Genomic DNA, 21823 nt, shown 5'->3' with positions numbered 1-21823 from the left:
CAACGGGTACGCAGTGGCTCCGGTGGCCCGCTGTGGACTCAGCCGGCGCTGTCGGCCTGCTTGATGCCGGAGACGTCGATCTCGAGCACGACCTTCTCGCTGACGAGGAATCCACCGGTCTCGAGGGCCGCGTTCCAGTTGACGCCCCACTCGGTGCGGTTGATCGTCGTGCGGCCCTCGAAGCCCGCGCGCATGTTGCCGAAGGGGTCCTTCGCGCTGCCGGTGAACTCGACCTCGAGCGTCACCGGGCGGGTGACGCCCTTGATGGTGAGGTCGCCGGTCACCGAGTAGACGTCCTCGTCGACCGGCTTGATCTCCTTGCTCTGGAACACCAGCTGCGGGTGGTTGGGCACGTCGAGGAAGTCGTTGGTGCGCAGGTGCGCGTCGCGCTGCTCCTGGCCGGTGTCGATGCTGTCGGCCTGGATCGCCAGCTGCACCGACGACCGGGTGGGGTCGGCGGCGTCGAGGTGGAACGAGCCTTCGAACTGCGTGAAGGTGCCGCGGACCTTGGTGACCATCGCGTGCCGGGCCACGAACCCGATGCGGGTGTGGGCCGGGTCGAACGCGTAGTCGCCGGTGAGGTCGTCGATCGCCGAGCTGCGCTCGTCGAAGTCGTTCATGCCTGGTGTGCTCCTCGGCTGCGCCCCGGCCTCCGTGGCCGGAGCTTGTGCGTGCAGCCACTGTGGCCCGTCGGGCCCCCCGGCGTCCAGAGGCGGGTCACTCGTGGTGACCGGCTGCTGGCAGGATCGGAGGATGCGCACGGCCCTGGTCCAGCTCGGCGGCGACCTGTCCGCGCCGCTCGCACAGCGTGTGGAGGAGGTCGCGGGCACGGTGGCCGGTCTGGGCGACGCCGACCTGGTCGTGCTCCCCGAGCTGTGGGCGCAGGGCGCGTGGAACGCGCGCGAGTGGGCGTCGAGCGCCGAGCCGCTCCCGGGGTCGGTGGTCCCGGTGCTCGCCGACGCGGCGCGGGCGGCCGACGCGTACCTCCACTGCGGCAGCGTCGTCGAGCGCGCCGACGACGGCACCCTCTACAACACCGCGGTCCTACTCGGGCCCGACGGCGCGACCCTCGCGACCTACCGCAAGGTGCACCGCTTCGGCTTCGACTCCGGCGAGGCGGCTGTGCTGGGCGCAGGTCCCGGCCCGGTCACCGCAGCCGTGGCGGGAACGGTCGCCGGGCTCGCCACCTGCTACGACCTGCGCTTCCCGGAGCTCTTCCGCGCGCTGGTCGACCTCGGGGCCGAGCTCGTCGTGATGGCGTCGTCCTGGCCCGCGGCGCGCATCGGGCACTGGTCGACGCTGGCTCGGGCCCGCGCGATCGAGGACCAGGTGTGGCTGGTCGCCTGCAACCAGACCGGCACCCAGCGCGGCGTCGCGCTCGGCGGCCGGTCGGTCGTCGTCAGCCCGTGGGGCGAGGTGGTCGCCGAGGCCGACGACACCGAGCAGGTGCTGGTCGCCGACATCGACCTCTCGTTCGTCGCCACCACGCGGGCCGAGTTCCCCGTCCTGCGCGACCGACGGCTGTGAGCGGCGGCCGCGCGCGGGTGCGCGCACCGGAGCTCGCCCGGGGCACCTGGATCGGCACCGGCGGCGTGCCCCTGACCCTGCACGAGCTGCGCGGGCGCTTCGTGCTGCTCGACTTCTGGACCTTCGCCTGCATCAACTGCCTGCACGTCATCGACGAGCTGCGCGAGCTCGAGCAGCGGTGGAGCGACGAGCTCGTGGTGCTCGGCATCCACTCGCCCAAGTTCACCCACGAGGCCGACGCCGACGCGGTCGCAGCAGCGGTGGAGCGCTACGACGTGCACCACCCGGTGCTCGACGACGCGGCGATGACGACGTGGTCGGCCTACGCGGTGCGCGCCTGGCCGACGCTGGTGCTCGTCGACCCCGAGGGCTACGTCGTCACGCACCTGGCCGGCGAGGGCCACGCCCATGCGCTCGACCGGATCCTCACCGAGCAGGTGGCCGAGCACGAGCGGCGGGGCACGCTGCGGCGCGGCGCAGGCCCGTGGGTACCGACAGCCCCGGCGAACACGGAGCTGCGCTTCCCCGGCAAGGCGGTGCGCCTGCCCGAGCGGCTCGGCGGCGGGCTGCTGGTCAGCGACTCCGGCCGGCACGGCCTCGTGGTGCTCGACGACGCCGGCGAGGTCGTCCGCCGCATCGGGAGCGGCACGCGCGGGCTGCGAGACGGCGGGCCGGCGGACGCGCAGCTCGCCGAGCCGCAGGGGCTGTGCGTGCTGCCCGAGGAGGTCGCCGCCGCGGCGGGCTACGACGTCGTGGTGTCCGACACGGTCAACCACGTGCTGCGCGGCCTGCGCCTGCCCAGCGGCGAGCTCGTCACCGTCGCGGGGTCCGGCCGGCAGTGGATGCAGGGCTCCGGCACCGGCGACCTGTCCTCGCCGTGGGACCTCGCCTGGTGGGACGACCGGCTCTGGGTGGCCATGGCCGGCATCCACCAGCTCTGGACGTTCGACCCGCGCACGGGCGCTGTGCAGGTGGCGGCCGGGACCACGAACGAGGGCCTCGTCGACGGGCCGGCCGGGCAGGCGTGGTTCTCGCAGCCGTCGGGACTCTCGGCGCTCGGGTCCGACGCCGAGCTGCTGTGGGTCGCCGACAGCGAGTCCTCGGCGCTGCGCCGGCTGCGCCGGGCCGCTGCCGGCGGCTACGAGGTGGACACGGTGGTCGGCACCGGGTTGTTCGACTTCGGCCACGTCGACGGCCCGGCGGGCTCGGCGCTGCTGCAGCACCCGCTCGGCGTCGCTGCGTGCCCCGACGGCAGCGTCCTGGTCGCCGACACGTTCAACGGCGCCCTGCGGCGCTGGTCGCCCGACGGGTCTGGCGGGACGGTCGCCACCGTGGCGACCGGGCTGGCGGAGCCCTCCGACGTCCTCGTCGACGGCGACCGGGTGCGGGTCGTCGAGTCGGCCGCGCACCGGGTGCGCGCCGTGGAGCTCACCGGAGGCACGGAGGTCATGGGCGCCCGGTCGCGGACGCAGCGCCCGCCCACCGAACTGAGGGCGGGCAGCGTACGTCTCGAGGTGGTCTTCGTCCCGCCTCCGGGCCAGCACCTCGACGAGAGGTGGGGCCCCGCGACGCGGCTCTCGGTCTCGTCGACCCCGCCGGGGCTGCTGCGCTCGGGCGAGGGCCGCGGCAGCGAGCTGGTGCGGACCCTCGAGCTCGACGCCTCGGCGGGCGACGGCGTGCTGCACGTCGCCGCCACGGCCGCGGCGTGCGACGACGCCGGGGAGAACCCGGCGTGCCACGTGCACCAGCAGGACTGGGGCGTGCCCGTCCGGCTGGTCGCGGGCGCACCCGGCGAGCTCGTGCTGCCGCTGCTGGGTGCCCCCGCCTGAGCGGTCGTGCCGCTCGCCGGCCCCTAGTAGCGCGGGTCGTCGTAGACGCGGCGCTCCTCGACGACGGGGCGGTCCTGGTAGACCGTGCGCTCGCGCACGTCGGGGGCCACGGCCCCGGGGTAGCGGCGCCGCGGCGCGAAGAGCGCGAGCTCCAGCACGAGCCCGAGCACGCCGGCGGCCACGAGGATCCAGCCGACGACCTGGATGTCGAGCCCGGAGACCGTCGCGTCCACGGCGAGGGCGAGGATCAGGCCCGCGGCGATGAGCAGGATGCCGATGCCGATGCCCATGGGGAGTTCCTCCATCTGCGAAGGGGCGCGCGGGAGGGACCTCCCGACGCGCTGTCGCGCTGGGTCCTACCCGGCGGCTCGCACTGCGACACTGACCCGGGAGGGTGTTCGGGCTCAGCGCCCGGCGGGCACGCCCGAGAGCTCGCGGAGGAAGTCGGCCCGGTCGGTGATGACCCCGCCGACGCCGGCCTCGAGCACCCGGTCGAGATGGGTGCGCCGGTTGACCGTCCACGACAGCACGAGCGGGAGCTGGGCCTCGAGCTCGCGCACGAGCGGTGCGTCGACGAGCGTGTGGGAGAGGCAGACGCCGGCGGGCGGGCGCCCTGAGACGAGCGTGCCGTCGGCGAGCCGGCGGCGCAGGAGGGCGAGCTCGCCGGGCTTGCCGGCCGAGAGCATCACCCCGACCTGGGGCAGGCCGGCGAAGGCGTCGAGAGCGGGCCAGTGCCGGCCGCAGACGAGCACCGCGCGCGGGCTCGGCCCGCGCCGCTCGAGGACGGCGGCGAGCTCGGCGCCGATCGAGGTCGACGTGCCCTTGAGGTCCACGAGCAGCCGGGTCGTGGGCGGGAGGAGCTCCTCGACGACGTCGAGCACCTCGTCGAGGTGGAGCCTGGGGCCCCACCCGCGGCGCAGGCGGCCGCGGTCGAGCAGCAGCGGCAGGGGCGCGAGGTCGCGGGCGTGGCGCACCTCGAGCCGCGGCCCGGGCTGGACGTCGAGCTCGACGATGTCGGCTCCGCTGTCGGCCGCCTGCTCCAGGGCGTGGACCGAGTTGCCGCCGCGGTGGGCGGCCGCGAGCACGCGGCGCCCGCTCGCGCCGCTGGTCACGCGGCGGCCGCGCCCAGCGCGGGAACGCCGTCGGGGACGACGCCCTCGAGCGGCGCGAAGGCGGGGAGCGAGGGGTGCGGCAGGGCGGCCAGCGCAGGGAGGCTCGGCAGGGTCGGGTGCGGCAGGGCGGGGATCGCCGGCAGGGCCGGGTGCGGCAGCGCGGCCACGGCGGTGCGGGCGCGGCGCACGGAGGCGCGGCTGACCAGGAAGGCGGTGCTGCCGAGCGCCAGGCCGGGGACCCAGGCGAGCGCTGCCTTGAGCGACACGGCGCCCAGCGCCGCCTCGAGCGGCACGCCGAGCGCGACCATGCCGAAGGCGAGCGCGCCGTCCTTGGGGCTGGCTCCCTGCGGGCCGGGCACGACGCCCGCCAGCTGGCTGGCGGCGAAGACGCCGGCGAGCTGCAGCGGGTCGACCGAGGCGCCGACCGCGGCCACGACGCCGACCAGCATCACGAGCACGGAGGCCTGGTAGCCCAGGCTGTAGGCGACGGCCGCAGCGAGCCGGCGCGGACCGGGCAGCGAGGGCACCCGCTCGCGCAGGCCGGGGCGGGCGCGCAGCAGCACGGCGACGGCCGCCACGGCGGCGAGCAGGCCGCCGACGGCGCCGACGAGCAGGGGACGCGGCAGCGTCGTGCCGGAGAGCAGGGCGAAGGCCACGATGCCGACCGAGCCGACCAGCCGGTCGGCGGCGACCTCGCCGAAGGCGCAGGCGCGACGGCGACCGGTGCGCTCGAGGCGGCGCACCCGCCAGAGGTCGGCGCCCGCGTGGCCGGGCGTGCACAGGCCGAGCAGCTCGGCCTCGGCGAAGGCGCGGACGAACCACGCCGTGCTGTGCTCCGAGACCGACAGCGCCTGCCAGCGCAGGGGGCAGAAGACGTACTTGCCGATCACGAAGGCCGACAGGCCGAGCACGGCGGGGAGCAGGGAGAAGGCCGGGACGCGCTGCAGCCCGGCGACCGAGGCGCACACCCCGGCGGCGACGACGGCGACGCCGGCGAGCTTGCGGACCAGCGGGGTGCGCAGGCGTGCCGCACGCGGGCGCACGCCGGGCGTGGCCGACCGGCCGACTGCGTCTGCTGCCATCAGCACCAGGCTGCTCCCTCTGTGCGAACGTCCGGCGAAAGTCCGGTGTCCACCTCTCATCGGCACCGGGTCGTCCGTCCCTGAGGATGTGTACCCACTTCTGGCCCTGCCTGTGGCGACACTGCCAGGTCGCTGTGGATGCCGCAGGCGTTCTCCACAGACCCGGCTCCGTGCTCAGGTCGTCCGCGGCCCGCTCCGAAGGTGCAGCGACAGCTGGAGCATCTCCAGCCGAGCTCAGGAGGTAGAGATGGCACGCGTGCTGGTCGTCGACGACGACGAGGACATCCGCGGGCTGGTGTCGATGCGGCTCAAGGCCGCCGGGCACCGGGTGGTCGCGGTGGGCGACGGGAACGCCGCGCTGGCGCTCGTGGAGGAGCGCGGCCTGCCCGAGGTGGCGGTGCTCGACGTGAGCATGCCGGGCATGGACGGTTTCCAGCTGGTCCAGGCCCTGCGCGGGCTCGGCGGCTCCGACGTGCGCGTGGTCTTCCTCAGCGCCCGTGTGCAGGAGCACGACGTGGCCCGCGGCCGCGAGGTCGGTGCGACCTACCTGACCAAGCCCTTCATCGCCTCCGCGCTGATCAACGCCGTCGAGCGCTCGACCCCCGTCGGCGCCGACGACGTCTGGTAGGCGTCCGCCTACTGCTCCGCCGCGGTCCCGGCCATCGCCGGGACCAGCGGCAGCCGTACGGTCACGGTCGTCCCGGCCCCCGGCTGCGACACCAGCGTGACCGACCCCTCGTGCGCCGCTGCGACCTCGCGCACGATCGCCAGCCCGATGCCCGAGCCCTGGATCGCCCGGGCCTCGGCGTCGGCGGCGCGGTAGAACCGCTGGAACACCGCCTCCTGCTCCTCGAGCGCGATGCCGATGCCGGTGTCGCGCACCTGCAGCAGCGCCCAGGCGCCCTCGCGACGCAGCGACACGCGTACCGAGCCGCCGGCGGGTGTGAACTTGAGCCCGTTGCCGACCAGGTTGGAGACGAGCCGGTCGAGCAGGTCGTTGTCGCCCTCGACGCCCACGTGCGGGTCGACGTGCGCGCTGAGCAGCACGCCCTTCGCGAGCGCCGCGGCGGCCTGCTCCTCGACGAGCTCGGCGACCGTCGCCGAGAGGTCGACGTCGGTGGAGACCCTCGCGGCCTCCCCCGCGTCGAGTCGCGAGACCGTGACCAGGTTGTCGACGAGCCGCTTGAGCCGGTGGGAGTTGCGGTGCACCGCCGAGAGCGCCTCCTGGTGCAGCGGTGCCAGTGCGGAGGAGTCGTCGCACAGCAGCTCGAGGTAGCCGAGCATGCTCGTGAGCGGCGTGCGGAACTCGTGCGACACCGTCGTCACCACGTCGTTGGCGAACCGGTCGACGCCGCGCAGCTCCTCCACGAGCCGCTCCTTGCGCTCGAGGTCGGCCTGCACCAGCCGCTCGACCTCGTGGCGGTGGGTGATGTCGCGCACGAAGGCGTTGAGCTCCACGCGGGGGCCTTCGCCGGTGGCCCACGCCACCATCTCGACCGGGGTCGGGGAGCCGTCGCGGTGGCGTGCCGCCGCGATGACGGGCTCGTCGGCGGGCACGCTCGTCCGGGACGCGAGCCAGCCCTGCACGCCGTCCGCTGCCAGGCCCGGCAGCAGCAGGACGTCGGCCAGGGCGCTCCCGAGCGCCTGGTCCACGGGCCAGCCGAAGAGCTCCTGCGCCGGCACGTTCCAGGCGGTGATGCGGCCCGCGGCGTCGGCGGAGAAGAACGCCACGCCTGCGGAGTCGACCATGCGGCGCAGCCGCTCCTCGCGGTGGGCGAGCTCGGCGGCGGCCCGCTGGCGCTCGACGACCCTGCCGAGCGCGACCCCGACCTGCGCGAGCAGCCCGTCGAGCTCGGCGTCGGGCGGCGTCGCGGCGCCGGTCGACAGCTCGAGCCGCCCGACCTGCGTCCCGCCCTCGAGGACCGGGACGCTCCGCAGCGGCCCGGCGGCGGGCTCGCCCGACGCCCACGACGCGACGGCGCGGTCGTCGCCGCTGCCCTGGTCGACGAGGTACGCGGTGCCCGCCGGCCAGCCGGCGAAGGTGCAGACCGCCCCCAGCGCGCACTCGAGCGCCTCGGCAGGGGTCCGGGCCGACGCGGCGGCCGCGAGGACCTCGCGCAGCACCGCGGACGCCGCGGCGGCCCGTCGCTCGCAGAGTAGCTGGTGCGCCTGGACGGCCAGCAGCTCGAGCGCCGGGCCCGAGAGCTCAGGAGGTGCTGGGGTGGTGACGACCAGGGCGGCGCCGGGCAGACCGGCGACCGGCGCGAGGGGCACCTCGACCTGCGCGGCGCCAGCGGAGGGCGCGGTCCCCGTCGAGGCGAGCACGGCGTACGAGCCGTCGTCGCGCCGGGCGAGCAGCGCCGCGTGGGGCGCGGCGCACACGAGGGCCGCCAGGCGGACCACCGTCTCGAGGGTGTCCGGTACGTCTGTGGTGGGCTCGTCGAGCGGCCGGCCTGCACGCGCGCAGGCAGGGGTCGACGAACGCCCCCATCCATGTACGCGTGTCATGTGCTGGCCCGTTCCGTCGGTTGCCGTTCACTGTCAATCGGCTGTGGTCGGAGGGCTCTGAGGGCGGCGCTGCGGCCATACGGGTGGGTTGTGTGGTGGCCGGAGGAGGTCGACGGGTGCGAGCAGGACGAGGACCGGGCGGCACGCGCCTGGTGGCGGCCGCGGTGGCGGTCGCCGTCGGGGTGCTGCTGCCCGCGGGGCCCGCGCGGGCGCAGGACGCCGTCATCGACACGGTCGCGGCCCCGGCGCTGGTGCACCGCGGCGTGCCGACCGTCGTCACCGCGGTGCTGCACGCCGACGCGCCGGCGGGCGTGGTCGTCGTGCTGGAGCGGCGGCCCGGCGACGCCGAGACCTGGACGGCCGTGGCCGAGGGCACCACGGACGCCGGCGGCGCGGTGTCCATCCGCTTCGTGCCGGCCGGCTCCAACCTCTACCGGCTGCGCAGCGCGTCGCCGTCGGCGACCAGCGCGACGTTCCCCGTCCTCACCGAGCCGGCGCCCAGCACGCTCGCGCTGAGCGCGCGCCGCAGCGTACGGTCCGACACCACGTGGCGCCCGGTCGCGACGTGGACCACCTCCGACGGGCTGCCCGTGCCCGGCACGCTGCTCCTCCAGCAGCGCGCGGGGCAGTCGTGGCGCACGGTGCAGCGGCGGCGCACCGACGCCCGCGGCGCCGCCGCGTTCGCCGTGCCCGCGGTGCAGACGGGTGCGTGGCGGGTCGCCGCCGCGCCGGTGCCCGAGGCGCTCGGCACCGTCAGCGCGACGCGCGCTCTCACCGTCACCCCGGCGTACGCGGTGGTGCCTGAGCCCCCCGTCCCCTACCGGGCCGTGGCCGCGGTCGTGCAGCCGAGGGCGACGACGCGGGGGCTCGACCTGCGGGTCAGCGCCGTGCCGGACGCCGTCTGGGGCGAGATGGTGGGCGCGACCTGGCACCAGGGGTGCCCGGTCGGGCGCTCGGGGCTGCGCTACCTGACGCTCAACTACTACGGCTTCGACGGGTTCCGGCACCGCGGCGAGCTGGTCGTCGCGACGCGGGTCGTCGGGCAGGTGCGGCGGATCTTCACCGCGCTCTACGCCGCGGGGTACCCGATCCGCTCGCTCGCCCGGGAGGACCGCTTCGGCTGGAACCGCAGCCTGCGCGGCGCCGACGACTACGCCTCGATGGCCGCGGACAACTCCTCGGGCTTCAACTGCCGGCAGGTCGTGGGGCAGGAGAGCCGGCGCAGCCCGCACTCCTACGGGATCGCGATCGACCTCAACACCCTCGAGAACCCCGACGTCGCGCGCAACGGGACCTGGCCGCACGCGTGGTTCGCGGACCGTACGCGGCGCTCCCCCGCCTCGATCGTGCCCGGCGGCGCGGTGGTGCGCGCGTTCGCCGGGCAGGGGTGGCACTGGGGCGCGAGCTTCCGCGACTACCAGCACTTCGACATCACGCGCGGGCACGACTGAGCGGCGGCGGTGCGACTAGCCTGCGGCGACGAGGGGCGCGACCTCCGTGCCCAGGCGCTCGATGGCGCGCAGCACGTCCTTGTGGGGCAGCGTGCCGACGCTGATGTGGAGCATGAACCGCTCGATGCCGAGCTGCTCCTGCATGGTGAGGATCTTGTCGGCCACCTGGCGGGGGCTGCCGATGACGAGCGAGCCCTCCGGTCCGGCCATCGCGCGGAACGAGCGCTGCGACATGGCCGGCCAGCCCCGCTCGCGGCCGAGCTGGGTCATCGCACGGGCGTAGGCGGGGTAGAAGTCGCGCTCGGCGTCCTCCATGCTCTCGGCGACGTAGCCGTGGGCGTGGACCGCGACCGGCGCGCTGCCGGCCGGGTGTCCGCCGTGCTCGAGCGCGCGGCGGTGCAGGTCGGCGAGCGGCGCGAACGCGCTGGGCGACCCGCCGATGATGGCCAGCGCCATGGGCAGGCCGAGCACGCCCGCGCGCACCACCGACTCGGGGTTGCCGCCGACCGCCACCCACACGGGCAGCGGGCGCTGCTCGGGCCTGGGGTAGACCGGCTGGTCGGTGAGGGCCGGGCGGAAGGAGCCCGACCAGGTGACGCGCTCGTTGTCGCGGATCGCGAGCAGGAGCTGGAGCTTCTCCTCGAACAGCGCGTCGTAGTCGGCGAGGTCGTAGCCGAACAGCGGGAACGACTCGGTGAACGAGCCGCGCCCCGCCATCAGCTCGGCGCGGCCGCCCGACACCAGGTCGAGGGTGGCGAAGTCCTGGAAGGTGCGCACGGGGTCGGCGGAGCTCAGCACGGTGACCGCGCTGGTGAGCCGGATGCGGGAGGTACGCGCCGCGGCCGCCGCGAGCACGACCGCAGGCGCGGAGGCGGCGAAGTCGGCACGGTGGTGCTCGCCGACGCCGTAGACGTCGAGGCCGACCTGCTCGGCGACCTCCACCTCCTCGAGCACCTCGCGCAGGCGCTCGCCGTGCGTCGGCGTCTCGCCCGACGGGCCGGTCGGGTAGGTCTCCGCGAACGTGGTGACGCCGAGCTCCATGGTCCACTCCTCTGGTCGTTGACCTCTCAACAACCTAGCGGCTCGAGGCATGCCCGCGCCTCGGCTGTCAGGTCGCTCCCTCCCCACCGTCGAGGACGCCGTGCTCGCCCACCCCGCCCTGCCTCGGCAGCGGGATCGTCGCCCCGGGCTCGCGGTCGACCGCATGGACTGCCGGCACCGTCACCCCTCGGGTGCGATGTCGGAAGCGCATGCGGCCCCACCGCTCGGGATCGTGCTCGACCACCCAGCCGTCGTCGTGGACGAGGTGATGACAGCGTTCGCAGAGCAGGACCATCTCGTCGACGTCGGTGGGGCCGTCGTGGGCGAACCACTCCTGGATGTGGTGGGCCTGGACGAAGCGGCTGCCGCACCCCGGCACCACGCAGCCGCCGTCGCGCGCCCACATCGCCTTCATCTGGTGCGGCGAGGCGAGGCGGGAGGAGCGGCCGAGCGCGAGCGGCTGGCCGAACCCGTCGATGAGCAGCGGGGTGATGTCGGCGCTGCAGGCCAGTCGCTCGAGGGCTGCGCGACCGAAGGAGCGGCCGAGCGCCGCCGCGAGCTTCGACGGCGTCACGCGCGGCGCGCCGGGGCCGGTCGGGCTCGGGTCGAGGCAGCGCGTCTCGCCCCGCAGCGTCTCGAGGTCGAGCACGAGCGTGACGTGCGGGCTCACGCCCGCGACCTGCGGCACGTCGCCGGTGGCCAGCGTGCGCGACGCCAGCTCGACGAGCGCGTCCGCGGCCCGCTGCGGCTCCGTGCGCGGGTCGGGAGAGCCGTCGGGCAGCGGCTTCCACCCCGACAGCGCGGTGACCGCCTCGCGCAGCAGCTGGCCGTCGGCCGGGTCGAGCCGGCCCTCGAGGTCCAGCAGCCCTCGAACCCGCGGGTCAGCAGCACGTAGCGCGACGCCCTCAGCCGCTCGGACCGCTCGACCTCGGTCTCGCCCGGGTCGGCCACGTCGCGCAGCCGGCTGGCGGCCAGCCGCACCTGCCGAGGCTCGGCGCGGGCCGCGAGCTCGAGCAGCACCGGCTCGGCCTCCTGCAGCACCGGCACGCCGACGCCCAGCACGGCCCGCTCCATCTCCTCGACGTGGCGCATGCTGACGCGCCCCTCGCCCAGCGCGGCGGCGTGTCGGGCAGGTCGCGCAGCAGCCGCGCCGTCTTCAGCCGGCGCTGCGCCTCGCCGGCGTCGAGGCGGAGATGACGCCGCTGCCAGGCGACCACCGACGGCGAGAGGTCGGTGCGGAACTCCTTGCTCGCGTCGAAGGCGGCCAGCAGTCGGGCGTTGACAGCGTCGAGCAGGCTGCGCGCCCGCTCGAGCTCGACGAGGTCGTCACCGCCGACCTCGGGCACCACGTCGACGAGTGAGGAGTGCAGCTCCGCGAGCACGGCGACGACGTCGCGCACTCCCAGACCACCGCTCACCACTGCCATGCCGACGACACTACGGGAGACCACTGACAACGTCGGGCGCTGAAGAGAAACCTCTGTGGACAAAGAAGGACTCGCACACGACGTCGGCGACGATGCTCCTCCGGGCCGGTCGGCCCGGGCAGTGGTTCGCGAGGTGATCGCACCAGTTCGAGCGTTCTCATCCGATCTTTGCCCACGGCACCGATACGGAGGTGCGGCGCATCGAGCGCCGCCCTTGTCCCGAGGAGCGCCCAGCCCCATGCCATCCACCACTGCCCGGCTCGCTGCGGGCACGACGGCCGCCCTGGCGCTCGTCCTCGCCGGCGCACCGGCTGCCCACGCGGCGGCAGCTCCGTTCGCCAGCCACGCCTGCAACGGCCACACCGCCACCATCGAGAGCTCGAAGGCCGGTGTCGTGGTCAAGGGCACCTCCGGGCGCGACGTCATCCTCGCCCGCGGTGCCGGGTCCACCGTCTACGGCTTCGGCGGCAACGACATCATCTGCGTCAACGGCTCGGCGTTCGGCGGGGCGGGCGACGACTGGATCTCCGGCGGCGCCGGCAACGACCGCCTCGACGGCGGCGCGGGCAACGACACCATCTTCGGCGGCGCGGGCGACGACGTCCTCGTCGGCGGAGCGGGCAACGACCGGGTCGACGGCGGCGCAGGCAACGACCGCATCGACGGCGGCGCGGGCGCCGACACACTGAACGGAGGCGCGGGCAACGACCGCGTGGCCGGCGGTGCGGGCAACGACCGGATCGCCACGGGCGCCGGCGTCGACACCGTCGATGGTGGTGCGGGCAAGGACCGGGTCGCGGCCGACAAGAGCGACACCGTCGTACGCGGCGCGGGCGACAACGTGACCGGCCACCCGAAGGCGCCGGCCCCCGCAGCTCCGAAGCCGACGGCTCCCGCCCCGGCCCCGAAGACCCCCGCTCCTGCTCCCGCCGCTCCGGCCCCCGCCGCTCCGGCCCCCGCCGCCCCGGCGCCCGCGGCTGCACCAGAGCCCGAGGTCCCGGCCGCGACCGAGCCGGCGCCCGCCGCCAACCCCGAGCCGACCGACGCGCCGGCGCCGGAGCCGACCGCACCGTACGTCGACACGCTCTCGCCCTACAACGTCTCCTTCGTGACGGCCCACGCCACCGAGCGCGCCGGCGGCACCGGCGAGGTCACCGTCGTCTGGGCACCGTCCTCCGACGACAGCGGCCTGCCCGTGTCCTACGACGTCGAGCGCTCCACGCTCCCCGACTTCTCGGACCCTGCCGAGACCGTGGCCCTCGGCCACGTGACGGGCACCAGCTACGTGGACCACCCCGGCGACGACGCCGTCTACTACTACCGCGTCTGGGCGGTGGACGCGGCCGGCAACCGGTCGGACCAGACCAACTCCGTCGTCGCCGCCAGCACCGCTGCCGACCTCGACGCCCCGGAGATCCCCAGCGAGGTCGTCGCCGAGCTCGTCCCCGACCAGGAACGCATCGACCTGTGGTGGCCGACCACGAGCGACCGCATCGGCCCGACCGACGTCACCGCCGCCGGATACGTGCTCGAGCGCGCCACCGACGCCGACTTCCACGACGCCGTCGCGCTCACCGAGCTCGCAGCCGGTGGCGGCCAGCTCGTCGGCAACTCCTACGCCGACTTCCTCGCTGCGGGCGACACGGCGACCTACTACTACCGGGCGGCGGCGGTCGACGCGCGCGGCAATGTGAGCGCGTGGTCGGCCACGACTGCCGCGTCGCTCGGCGACCAGGCGACCCCGTCGGTCACCACCGGCGCAGCCATCGCCGCGTGGAACGACGGCAGCTCCGACATCGGCTACACGCTGACCTGGGCCCCGGCGCAGGACGACGTCTGGGTCACGAAGTACGTGGTCCAGGAGTCGGACGACCCGTCCTTCCCCGCCCAGCAGTGGAACGAGTCCACCACCACCAGCACGACCTACCACGACAGCACCTGGGTGTCCCCGGACAACCCGCTCTACTTCCGCATCGCGGCCGTGGACGCCGCGGGCAACGTCGGGGCGTGGTCCAGCGTGGTGTCATCCCTGTCGGTCACCGGGCCGGCGACGCCGAACGGCTTCCACGTCACGGTCGACCGGAACGCGTACCAGGTCATCACCGGCAGCGTCACCCTCAGCTGGGACGCGTCAGCGTCAGCGACGGGCTACCGGGTCGAGATCAGCAACGACCCGGACTTCACGGGCGGTCCGACCATGACGTCGGACGCCGGGTCGGCTACCACCCTCACCCTCACCCCGTCGACCACGGACCGGTTCTACTACCGCGTGGTCGCGGTCGACGCGCACGGCCTCGAGTCGGCGACCACCCGCGTGGTCTCCGTCACGACGGGCACCGACATCACCGCCCCGAGCGATCCGTCGGACCTCCAGGCCTACGGTGACGCCGAGAGCGGCAAGGTCTACCTGTCCTGGCAGGGGGCGGCCGAGGACGACCGCAGCCGCTACGTCGTGCAGCGCTCGGCGGACTCGACTTTCGCGACCGGCGTGACCACGGTCTACGCCAGCGCGGAGTCGTACGCCGACACCCCCGCTGACGGCGGCGTCTACTACTACCGCGTCGCCGCTCAGGACGCCCAGGGCAACACCTCGGGCTACTCCGCTGTGGTGGCCGGGTCGCTCACCCCGGACCCCTTGGTCCCGTAGGGCGCTCGGCGCACCGCGCCGACGTCGAGGCCCCGCACCCGCGCCCGGGTGCGGGGCCTCGCGCGCTTCCGAGACCCCTGACGTCCGCATCGGGGAGGCACCACGCTCAACTCCAGCGATGCAGTGTCGACAGTGTCCGGGGGCCGTCAGAGCGTGGCGGCACGTAGAAGGGACATCCATGTCGTACTCCAGCGCAGCCCGCGGTCGCCGCGGCCTCGCAGACCTGCCGGTCGGCGCCAAGGTGCTCACCGCCGTGTCGGCGGGCCTCGTCGCCGCCGTGGCCGTCGGCGTCACCGGCATCAGCGCGCTGAGCAGCACGAGCAGCAGCGCCGACACGATCTACAAGAGCAACGTGATGTCCGTCGTCGCCGTCGGCCAGGTCGAGCGTGCGGTGATCCGGACCCGGCTCAACTACGCCAACCAGGCCATCAGCACCGACGAGACGTCGATGCAGAAGTACATCACTGCCGCCCAGCAGGACGCGCAGGACTTCGACAAGAGCATGGCGCTCTACGCCACGGCCCACCCTGCCGCGAAGCCCGAGACGATCGACGACCTCAAGCAGGCGTGGTCCGGTTACCTCGACGTGGCCCGCACGAAGCTCTTCCCGGCCGGCCAAGCGAACGACATGGCCGCCTGGGAGCAGGCGCGGGACCAGTTCGCCGGCCCCTTCATCGCGCGCCTGACCAAGGACCTCGAGGACATCCGCGCCGCCGAGCAGGGCGACGCGAGCAAGAACGCGGCCGCGGCGCACTCGACCTACACGTCGAACCGCACCCGCGCGATCGTCCTGCTGCTGCTGGGTGTCCTCGCGGCCCTGGGTCTCGGCATCGCCATATCCCGCGCGCTCGTCCGCTCCATCTCCCGCGTGAAGGCCGTAGCCGAGGCGCTGGCCGAGGGCGACCTCACCCAGGACGTCGGTCTCACGACGAACGACGAGGTCGGCCAGATGGCCCGCGCGCTCGACACGGCCATGGTGAAGCTGCGCAGCACGGTCTCGACGATCGACGGCTCCGCCGGATCCCTGGCCAGCGCCTCGGAGCAGATGAACGGCGTCACCATGCAGATCGCGGCGTCTGCCGAGCAGGCGGCGGCGCAGGCCCAGGCGGTGTCGGCGGCGACCGAGCAGGTGTCGCGCGGCGTCGGGACGGTGGCCGCCGGCAGCGAGGAGATGGGTGCCTCCATCTCGGAGATCTCCCACAGCGCCAACGAGGCCGTCCGCGTGGCTGGGGAAGCCGTCACCCTCGCAGCGGTGACCACCGCCACCATCGGCAAGCTGGGCGAGTCGAGCGCGGAGATCGGCAACGTGGTCAAGGTGATCACCTCGATCGCCGAGCAGACCAACCTGCTGGCGCTCAACGCCACCATCGAGGCCGCCCGTGCGGGCGAGGCCGGCAAGGGGTTCGCTGTCGTCGCCGGCGAGGTCAAGGACCTCGCGCAGGAGACCTCGCGGGCCACCGAGGACATCGCCAACCGCGTGCAGGCCATCCAGGCCGACACCGAGAACGCGGTCACGGCGATCGAGCAGATCTCCGCCGTCATCGGCCGGATCAGCGACTTCCAGACGACCATCGCCTCCGCCGTCGAGGAGCAGACCGCGACGACCGGCGAGATGAACCGCTCGGTGAGCGAGGCGGCGACCGGCGTGGACGAGATCGCCAGCAGCATCGTCGGCGTGGCCGAGGCCGCGCACATCACCAGCGAGGGCGTGACCGAGTCGCAGCAGGCGACCGCGGAGCTGGCCCGGATGTCGACCGAGCTGAGCACCCTGGTCGCGGCGTTCCGCTACTGACAGCCTTCGACTTCGACCCTGTCCGGACCCGGCCGGCGGCGCACCTGCGCCGTCGGCCGGCCGCGTTGCGAGGGGAAGGAGTGAGCGGGTGACGGGAATCGAACCCGCACTGTCAGCTTGGGAAGCTGATGTTCTACCATTGAACTACACCCGCGTGACGCGCGCCTGAGCCCGCGACCGCAGACATGCTAGCCCATACCCCGTAGCCTCTCGCCATGAGCGACGACCTGGTCAGCGCCGTACGCGACGGCTATGCGTTCGACGGCCCCGCCGTCGAGCTCGGGGCGCTGGTGACCGAGGGCACGAGCCATCCGGACGTCCACGTACGCCTGCCGCTCTCGATGATGAACCGGCACGGCCTGGTCGCCGGCGCGACCGGCACCGGCAAGACGAAGACGCTGCAGCTGATGGCCGAGCAGCTGTCGGCCGCGGGCGTACCCGTCTTCCTCGCCGACATCAAGGGCGACGTGAGCGGCATCGCGGCGCCCGGCGCCACCAGCGAGCGCGTCACCACGCGCGCGAAGGACGTCGGCCTCGAGTGGGCGGCCACCGCGTACCCCGCCGAGTTCTACGCGCTCGGCGGCGTCGGGCAGGGGGCCGCGCTGCGCGCGACCATGACGAGCTTCGGGCCGGTCCTGCTCTCGAAGGTGCTCGGCCTCAGCGACGTGCAGAGCTCCTCGCTGGGCCTGGTCTTCCACTTCGCCGACAAGGCGGGGCTGCCGCTGCTCGACCTCAAGGACCTGCGGGCGGTGATCACCCACCTGACCAGCGAGGAGGGCGCGGCCGACCTCAAGGAGCTGGGCGGGCTGGCCAAGTCGACGGCCGGCGTGCTCCTGCGCGAGCTGGTCGGCTTCGAGGACCAGGGCGCCGACGCGTTCTTCGGCGAGCCGGAGTTCGACACCGCCGACCTGCTGCGCCTGGCGCCCGACGGCCGCGGCGTCGTCAGCGTGCTGGAGCTGCCCAGCGTGCAGGACCGGCCCGCGCTGTTCTCGACCTTCCTCATGTGGCTGCTGGCCGACCTCTTCCACGACCTGCCCGAGGTGGGCGACGTCGACAAGCCCAAGCTGGTCTTCTTCTTCGACGAGGCGCACCTGCTCTTCCGCGACGCGTCGAAGGAGTTCCTCGCCGCGATCGCGCAGACCGTGCGGCTCATCCGGTCGAAGGGCGTCGGCATCTTCTTCGTCACGCAGTCGCCGACCGACGTGCCGGACGAGGTGCTCGCCCAGCTCGGCAACCGGGTGCAGCACGCCCTGCGCGCCTTCACCCCGGCCGACGCCAAGGCGCTGAAGGCGACGGTGTCGACCTTCCCGCGCTCGGGCTACGACCTCGACGAGCTGCTGCCCGCGCTCGGGATCGGCGAGGCCGTCGTGACGGTGCTCTCGGAGTCCGGGTCGCCGACGCCGGTCGCGCGGACGCGGCTCCAGCCGCCGCGCTCGCTGATGGGCCCGCTCGAGCCGACGGCGTTCGCGGCCGCGGTGGCCGCGTCGCCGATCGCGGCGGAGTACGCGGTGGCGGTCGACCGCGACTCCGCCTACGAGCGGCTGCTGGCCAAGGTCGCGCCGGAGCCGGCGACCGAGCGGGAGGAGCCACCGGCCCCGGAGCCGCCGCGGGAGCAGCCGCGGGAGCCGCACGAGGAGCGCCGGCCCGAGCAGCACGAGCAGAGCGCGCTCGGCGGCATCCTCGGCTCGTCGGTGTTCAGGTCCTTCGCCCGCTCGGCGGCCAGCGCGGCCGGGCGCGAGATCGCGCGCTCGCTGTTCGGCACAGCCCCCCGGCGCCGGCGCACGACCCGGCGGCGCTGAGCGGCAGGACCTCGCCAGGGGGTTGCGCGCAGGGCGGCCCCACGGTCTACGGTTCGACGGTGACCTCCTCCACCGACATGCCGACGCCCGACGTCTCGCGCGCCCTCGACCTGCTCACGGCCGCCACCCGCACCGCCGAGGAGGCCGTCAACGGCGCCCGGCAGGAGGCTGCCGAGATCCTCGAGGCCGCCCGCCGCGACGCCGAGGGCATCCGCCGAGAGGCCGAGACCTCCGCCGAGCAGGTGCGCTCCGCCGCCGAGGAGCAGGCCGCGCGCACGCGCAACGAGACCGAGCAGGCCATGAGCCAGCTCAACGCCAGCGCGCAGGCGCAGAAGGAGAGCCTCGAGCAGCAGCTCGGCTCGCTGCGGGCCGAGCGCGACGCGCTCGCGCACGCGCTCCGCAACGCTGCCGAGGTGGCGGGCCGGGCGCTCAACGGGGAGCAGTAGGCGCCCGTCCGCTCACCTCACCCCCGCCGGGCGAACCGCAGCGTCGCGATCTGGAACGGGCGCAGCGCGAGCCGCACGCCGCCCTCGACGGCGCTGACCTCGGGCGACAGCGCCGGGTCCTGCAGCGGCCTCTCCAGCAGGTCGACGACGGCCGGCTCGCCCGCCTCGAAGCCCCGGCGCACCACGGCGGAGCCCCGCCCGCCGAGCGACTCGTAGAGGCGGACGACCACGTCGCCGGAGCCGTCCTCGGCCAGCTTGACCGCCTCGACGACGACCCCGTCGCCCTCGACCTCGACCAGGGGCGGCAGCGCGGCGGCGGCAGAGCCGCTGCCGACCACCCGCAGGGGCAGGTTGAGCGCGTACCCGTGCTCCACCGCGTCGGCCACGCTCGCGCCCACGACCAGCCCGTAGCGCAGCGAGTGCTGCCCCTGGTCGGCCCGCGGGTCGGGGAACCGCGGCGCGCGCAGCAGGCTCAGCCGCACGGTCGTCGTCGTGCCGCCGTCAGGGCGGGTCGTGCGGGTCACGTCGTGGCCGTAGGTCGAGTCGTTGACGACCGCGTGCCCGTAGCCCGGCTCGCCCACGTGCACCCAGCGGTGGGCGCAGATCTCGAAGCGCGCCGCCTCCCAGCTGGTGTTGTTGTGCGTCGGGCGCTGAACGTGCCCGAACTGCACCTCGGCGCTCGACACCTCGGCGCGCACGTCGAGCGGGAACGCCGCCTTCAGCACCTTCTCCTGCTCGTGCCAGTCGATCTCGTTGTCGATGTCGATCCGGGCCGACCCTGCTGCGAGCGAGATGACCTGCACGACGCTCGAGCTGCCGAAGCGCCGCTCGACCCGGACGCTGCCGACCAGCGGCCCGCTCCCGACGACCTCCACCGCGACGGCGTCGGTCAGGTCGGACCGTACCCGGCGGTAGTGCGGGTCGATGTCCCAGGCGTCCCACTGGTTCGGGTGGTCGGGGTGCAGCTGCAGGAAATTGCCGGCGGACCCGGGCGCCAGAGCCTCTCGGCCGGTGCGCAGATCCACCGCGCTCGTGATCAGGCCACGGGAGTCCACCGACACGCGCACGACGCCGTTGTCGAGGACGGTCGCGCCGTCCTCGGACGTCACCGTGACCGGAGTGCCGGAGTACTCCACCACCGAGCCCACACCAAGTGCGGGCGCCTCGACCCACACCACACCACCATCGGCAGAGGCGACGGCCTCGGCCCGCGCGAACGGTGCGGCGTTCAGCACCGCCGCGCTCCCCGAGGTCAGTGGCTCCACGGCGGCAGCGATCAGGGACTCGAGCTCGGTACGCAGCGCTGCGTACGTCTCTGCGGCCTCCTGGTGCACCCAGCCGATCGACGAGCCCGGGAGGATGTCGTGGAACTGGTGCAGCAGCACGGTCTGCCACGCCTTCGTGAGCGCCTCGTGCGGGTAGTCGACCCCCGCGCGCACCGCAGCGGTCGTGGCCCACAGCTCGAGCTCTCGCAGCAGGTGCTCCGAGCGGCGGTTGCCGCGCTTCGTGCGCGCCTGGGAGGTGTAGGTGCCGCGGTGCAGCTCGAGGTAGAGCTCGCCCGACCAGACGGGGGCGTCCGCGTACTCCTCTTCCGCAGCGGTGAAGAAGTCGTGCGGGCTCTGCACCTGCACCCGCGCGGCACCTTCGAGGTCGGCGAACCTGCGCGCGCGCTCGAGCATCTCGCGGGTGGGTCCGCCACCGCCGTCGCCGTAGCCGAAGGGCATGAGCGAGCGCGTGGCCCCGCCCTTGTCGGCGAAGTTGCTCACCGCGTGGGCGAGCTCGGCGCCGACGACCTCGGCGTTGTAGGTGTCGACCGGCGGGAAGTGCGTGAAGACCCGGGTGCCGTCGAGCCCCTCCCACCAGAACGTGTGGTTCGGCAGCTTGTTGGTCGCGTTCCACGACAGCTTCTGGGTGAGGAACCAGCGGGCGCCGGCGAGCCGGGCGATCTGGGGGAAGGCGGCGGTGTAGCCGAAGGAGTCGGGCAGCCACACCTCCTCGCACTCCACGCCGAACTCCTCGCGGAAGAACCGCTGGCCCTGCACGAACTGGCGGGCGAGCGCCTCCGAGCCCGGCATGTTGGCGTCGGACTCCACCCACATGCCGCCGGCCGGCGCCCAGTTGCCGTCGACGACGGCCTTCTGCATGCGCGCGAAGATCGCCGGCTGCTGCTCCTTGACCCATGCGTACTGCTGCGCCGAGGAGCAGGCGAAGACCAGCTCGGGGTAGTCGGCAGCGAGCGCGGTGACGTTGGCGAACGTACGCGCGCACTTGCGCTTGGTCTCGCGGATGGGCCAGAGCCACGCGCTGTCGATGTGCGCATGGCCAACCGCCGAGATGCGGTGCGCGCTCGCGTTGGCCGGGCGGGACAGCACGTCGCGCACCTGCTCGCGGGCCGCCGCCGCCGTGCCTGCCACGTCGTGCAGGTCGAGCGCGTCGAGGCTGCGCTCCAGCGCCCGCAGGATCTCGGCCCGCCGCGGCTCGCTCGACGGCAGCGAGAGCATCAGCTCCTCGAGCACCTGCAGGTCGAGCGCGAGGGCCATCACCTCCTCGTCGAGCACGGCCACGTCGACGCGGCGCAGCACGTAGAGCGGGTCGGCCGGCCCGCTGGGCCGGTCGCCGTAGGTCGTCGGCACGAACGCCGACTCGGTGTCGTCCGCCGACCAGGGCAGCACCGTCGGGTTCGCGGCCGCCTCGACCAGCAGGTCGATGCGCTCGCCGCCAGTGGCGCGCGGAGTGACCGGCACGTAGGCGTTGCGCGGTGAGATGCCCTTGACCGGTACGCCGTCGGCCGTGTGCGCGAGGCCCTCGGCCTGGAAGCCCGGGCCGCCCGAGTCGAAGCCCAGGTCGACGAGCACCTCCACCCGCCGCCCGGCGAAGGACTCCGGCACCGTGCCCCGCACGCGCAGCCACGACGTCGCCCACGGCGAGCCCCACCTCGAGCCCACGGGGAAGGGCTCGTAGGTCGCGCCCAGCGCGTCGGCCACCGGCACCGGCTCGCCCTCGACGTGCCAGGCCGTGACCTCGAGCGGCTCGGACACGGGGTGGACCGCCGGGAGGATGCGCTCGCGCAGCGCGCGCCGCAGCCGGTTCTCGACGTGGACGTGGTCGTCGTGCATGGAGGGGTCCTGTCGTCTGTCGTGCGGGGAAGAGGGAGGGCGGTGC

The 21823-nt window shown here is 74.3% G+C and carries 17 protein-coding genes and 1 tRNA gene; 9 read left to right on the top strand and 9 right to left on the bottom strand.

What is annotated here, in order from left to right:
• Positions 1-38: 38 nt before the first annotated feature.
• A complete protein-coding gene (locus tag CLV35_RS04460; RefSeq protein ID WP_121192159.1) occupies positions 39-620 on the bottom strand; it encodes a YceI family protein in 582 nt (193 codons plus the stop codon).
• A gap of 133 nt (positions 621-753) precedes the next feature.
• Between CLV35_RS04460 and CLV35_RS04455 the strand changes: the two genes are divergently transcribed.
• Both CLV35_RS04455 and CLV35_RS04450 read left to right on the top strand, forming a co-directional pair.
• Entirely contained in the window at positions 754-1527 is a 774-nt protein-coding gene (locus CLV35_RS04455; protein ID WP_121192158.1) for a nitrilase-related carbon-nitrogen hydrolase, read from the top strand.
• Positions 1524-3356, top strand: a complete 1833-nt coding sequence (locus CLV35_RS04450) for an NHL domain-containing thioredoxin family protein (protein ID WP_121192157.1) — start codon at positions 1524-1526, stop codon at positions 3354-3356. Before CLV35_RS04455 ends, CLV35_RS04450 begins: the two co-directional genes overlap by 4 nt.
• A gap of 23 nt (positions 3357-3379) precedes the next feature.
• Here CLV35_RS04450 and CLV35_RS04445 read toward each other — a convergent pair whose 3' ends face one another.
• From CLV35_RS04445 to CLV35_RS04435, 3 genes are all read right to left on the bottom strand, one after another.
• Positions 3380-3661, bottom strand: coding sequence for a DUF6458 family protein (locus CLV35_RS04445; RefSeq protein ID WP_231121479.1), 282 nt, complete (start codon positions 3659-3661; stop codon positions 3380-3382).
• Positions 3662-3760: 99 nt separating this feature from the next.
• Positions 3761-4468 carry a glycerophosphodiester phosphodiesterase gene (locus CLV35_RS04440; protein ID WP_121192155.1) on the bottom strand — a complete coding sequence of 236 codons (708 nt, stop codon included), beginning with the start codon at positions 4466-4468 and terminating at the stop codon, positions 3761-3763.
• A complete protein-coding gene (locus CLV35_RS04435) occupies positions 4465-5550 on the bottom strand; it encodes a lysylphosphatidylglycerol synthase domain-containing protein (protein ID WP_183061670.1) in 1086 nt (361 codons plus the stop codon). Before CLV35_RS04435 ends, CLV35_RS04440 begins: the two co-directional genes overlap by 4 nt.
• Before the next feature lie 247 nt (positions 5551-5797).
• Between CLV35_RS04435 and CLV35_RS04430 the strand changes: the two genes are divergently transcribed.
• Positions 5798-6178 (top strand): response regulator transcription factor, encoded by a 381-nt coding sequence (locus CLV35_RS04430; protein ID WP_121192153.1) that lies wholly within the window; start codon positions 5798-5800, stop codon positions 6176-6178.
• A gap of 8 nt (positions 6179-6186) precedes the next feature.
• Here CLV35_RS04430 and CLV35_RS04425 read toward each other — a convergent pair whose 3' ends face one another.
• The gene (locus CLV35_RS04425) at positions 6187-7953 is read right to left on the bottom strand and encodes an ATP-binding protein (RefSeq protein ID WP_183061668.1); all 1767 of its coding nucleotides are present in this window, start codon (positions 7951-7953) and stop codon (positions 6187-6189) included.
• Between the two features lie 221 nt (positions 7954-8174).
• On the opposite strand from CLV35_RS04425, the gene CLV35_RS04420 reads away from it, so the two are divergent.
• Positions 8175-9509 (top strand): M15 family metallopeptidase, encoded by a 1335-nt coding sequence (locus CLV35_RS04420; RefSeq protein WP_147431870.1) that lies wholly within the window; start codon positions 8175-8177, stop codon positions 9507-9509.
• A gap of 15 nt (positions 9510-9524) precedes the next feature.
• Here CLV35_RS04420 and CLV35_RS04415 read toward each other — a convergent pair whose 3' ends face one another.
• On the bottom strand, positions 9525-10550 hold the full coding sequence (locus CLV35_RS04415) for an LLM class flavin-dependent oxidoreductase (RefSeq protein ID WP_121192150.1): 1026 nt from the start codon (positions 10548-10550) through the stop codon (positions 9525-9527).
• Between the two features lie 67 nt (positions 10551-10617).
• Positions 10618-11415, bottom strand: a complete 798-nt coding sequence (locus CLV35_RS04410; RefSeq protein WP_231121502.1) for an HNH endonuclease signature motif containing protein — start codon at positions 11413-11415, stop codon at positions 10618-10620.
• Positions 11416-11743: 328 nt separating this feature from the next.
• On the opposite strand from CLV35_RS04410, the gene CLV35_RS20380 reads away from it, so the two are divergent.
• The 3 genes from CLV35_RS20380 to CLV35_RS04395 all read left to right on the top strand — a co-directional run bounded on the left by CLV35_RS20380 (position 11744) and on the right by CLV35_RS04395 (position 16416).
• Entirely contained in the window at positions 11744-11911 is a 168-nt protein-coding gene (locus CLV35_RS20380) for a hypothetical protein (protein WP_231121478.1), read from the top strand.
• A gap of 304 nt (positions 11912-12215) precedes the next feature.
• Positions 12216-14624, top strand: coding sequence for a hypothetical protein (locus CLV35_RS20375; protein WP_231121477.1), 2409 nt, complete (start codon positions 12216-12218; stop codon positions 14622-14624).
• A gap of 178 nt (positions 14625-14802) precedes the next feature.
• Complete coding sequence (locus CLV35_RS04395) at positions 14803-16416, top strand: methyl-accepting chemotaxis protein (RefSeq protein WP_121192148.1); 1614 nt, start codon at positions 14803-14805, stop codon at positions 16414-16416.
• An 83-nt stretch (positions 16417-16499) separates the two neighbouring features.
• Here CLV35_RS04395 and CLV35_RS04390 read toward each other — a convergent pair.
• A tRNA-Gly gene (locus CLV35_RS04390) sits at positions 16500-16570 on the bottom strand.
• Positions 16571-16631: 61 nt separating this feature from the next.
• Between CLV35_RS04390 and CLV35_RS04385 the strand changes: the two genes are divergently transcribed.
• Positions 16632-18215 carry a helicase HerA-like domain-containing protein gene (locus CLV35_RS04385; RefSeq protein WP_121192147.1) on the top strand — a complete coding sequence of 528 codons (1584 nt, stop codon included), beginning with the start codon at positions 16632-16634 and terminating at the stop codon, positions 18213-18215.
• Between the two features lie 59 nt (positions 18216-18274).
• Entirely contained in the window at positions 18275-18661 is a 387-nt protein-coding gene (locus tag CLV35_RS04380; protein ID WP_121192146.1) for a hypothetical protein, read from the top strand.
• 17 nt (positions 18662-18678) lie between these two features.
• Here CLV35_RS04380 and CLV35_RS04375 read toward each other — a convergent pair whose 3' ends face one another.
• Positions 18679-21777 carry an alpha-mannosidase gene (locus CLV35_RS04375; protein WP_121192145.1) on the bottom strand — a complete coding sequence of 1033 codons (3099 nt, stop codon included), beginning with the start codon at positions 21775-21777 and terminating at the stop codon, positions 18679-18681.
• Positions 21778-21823: the final 46 nt, after the last annotated feature.

The sequence above is a fragment of the Motilibacter peucedani genome, assembly GCF_003634695.1.
Classification (GTDB): domain Bacteria; phylum Actinomycetota; class Actinomycetes; order Motilibacterales; family Motilibacteraceae; genus Motilibacter; species Motilibacter peucedani.
This window is presented reverse-complemented; position numbering and strand designations above follow the sequence as displayed.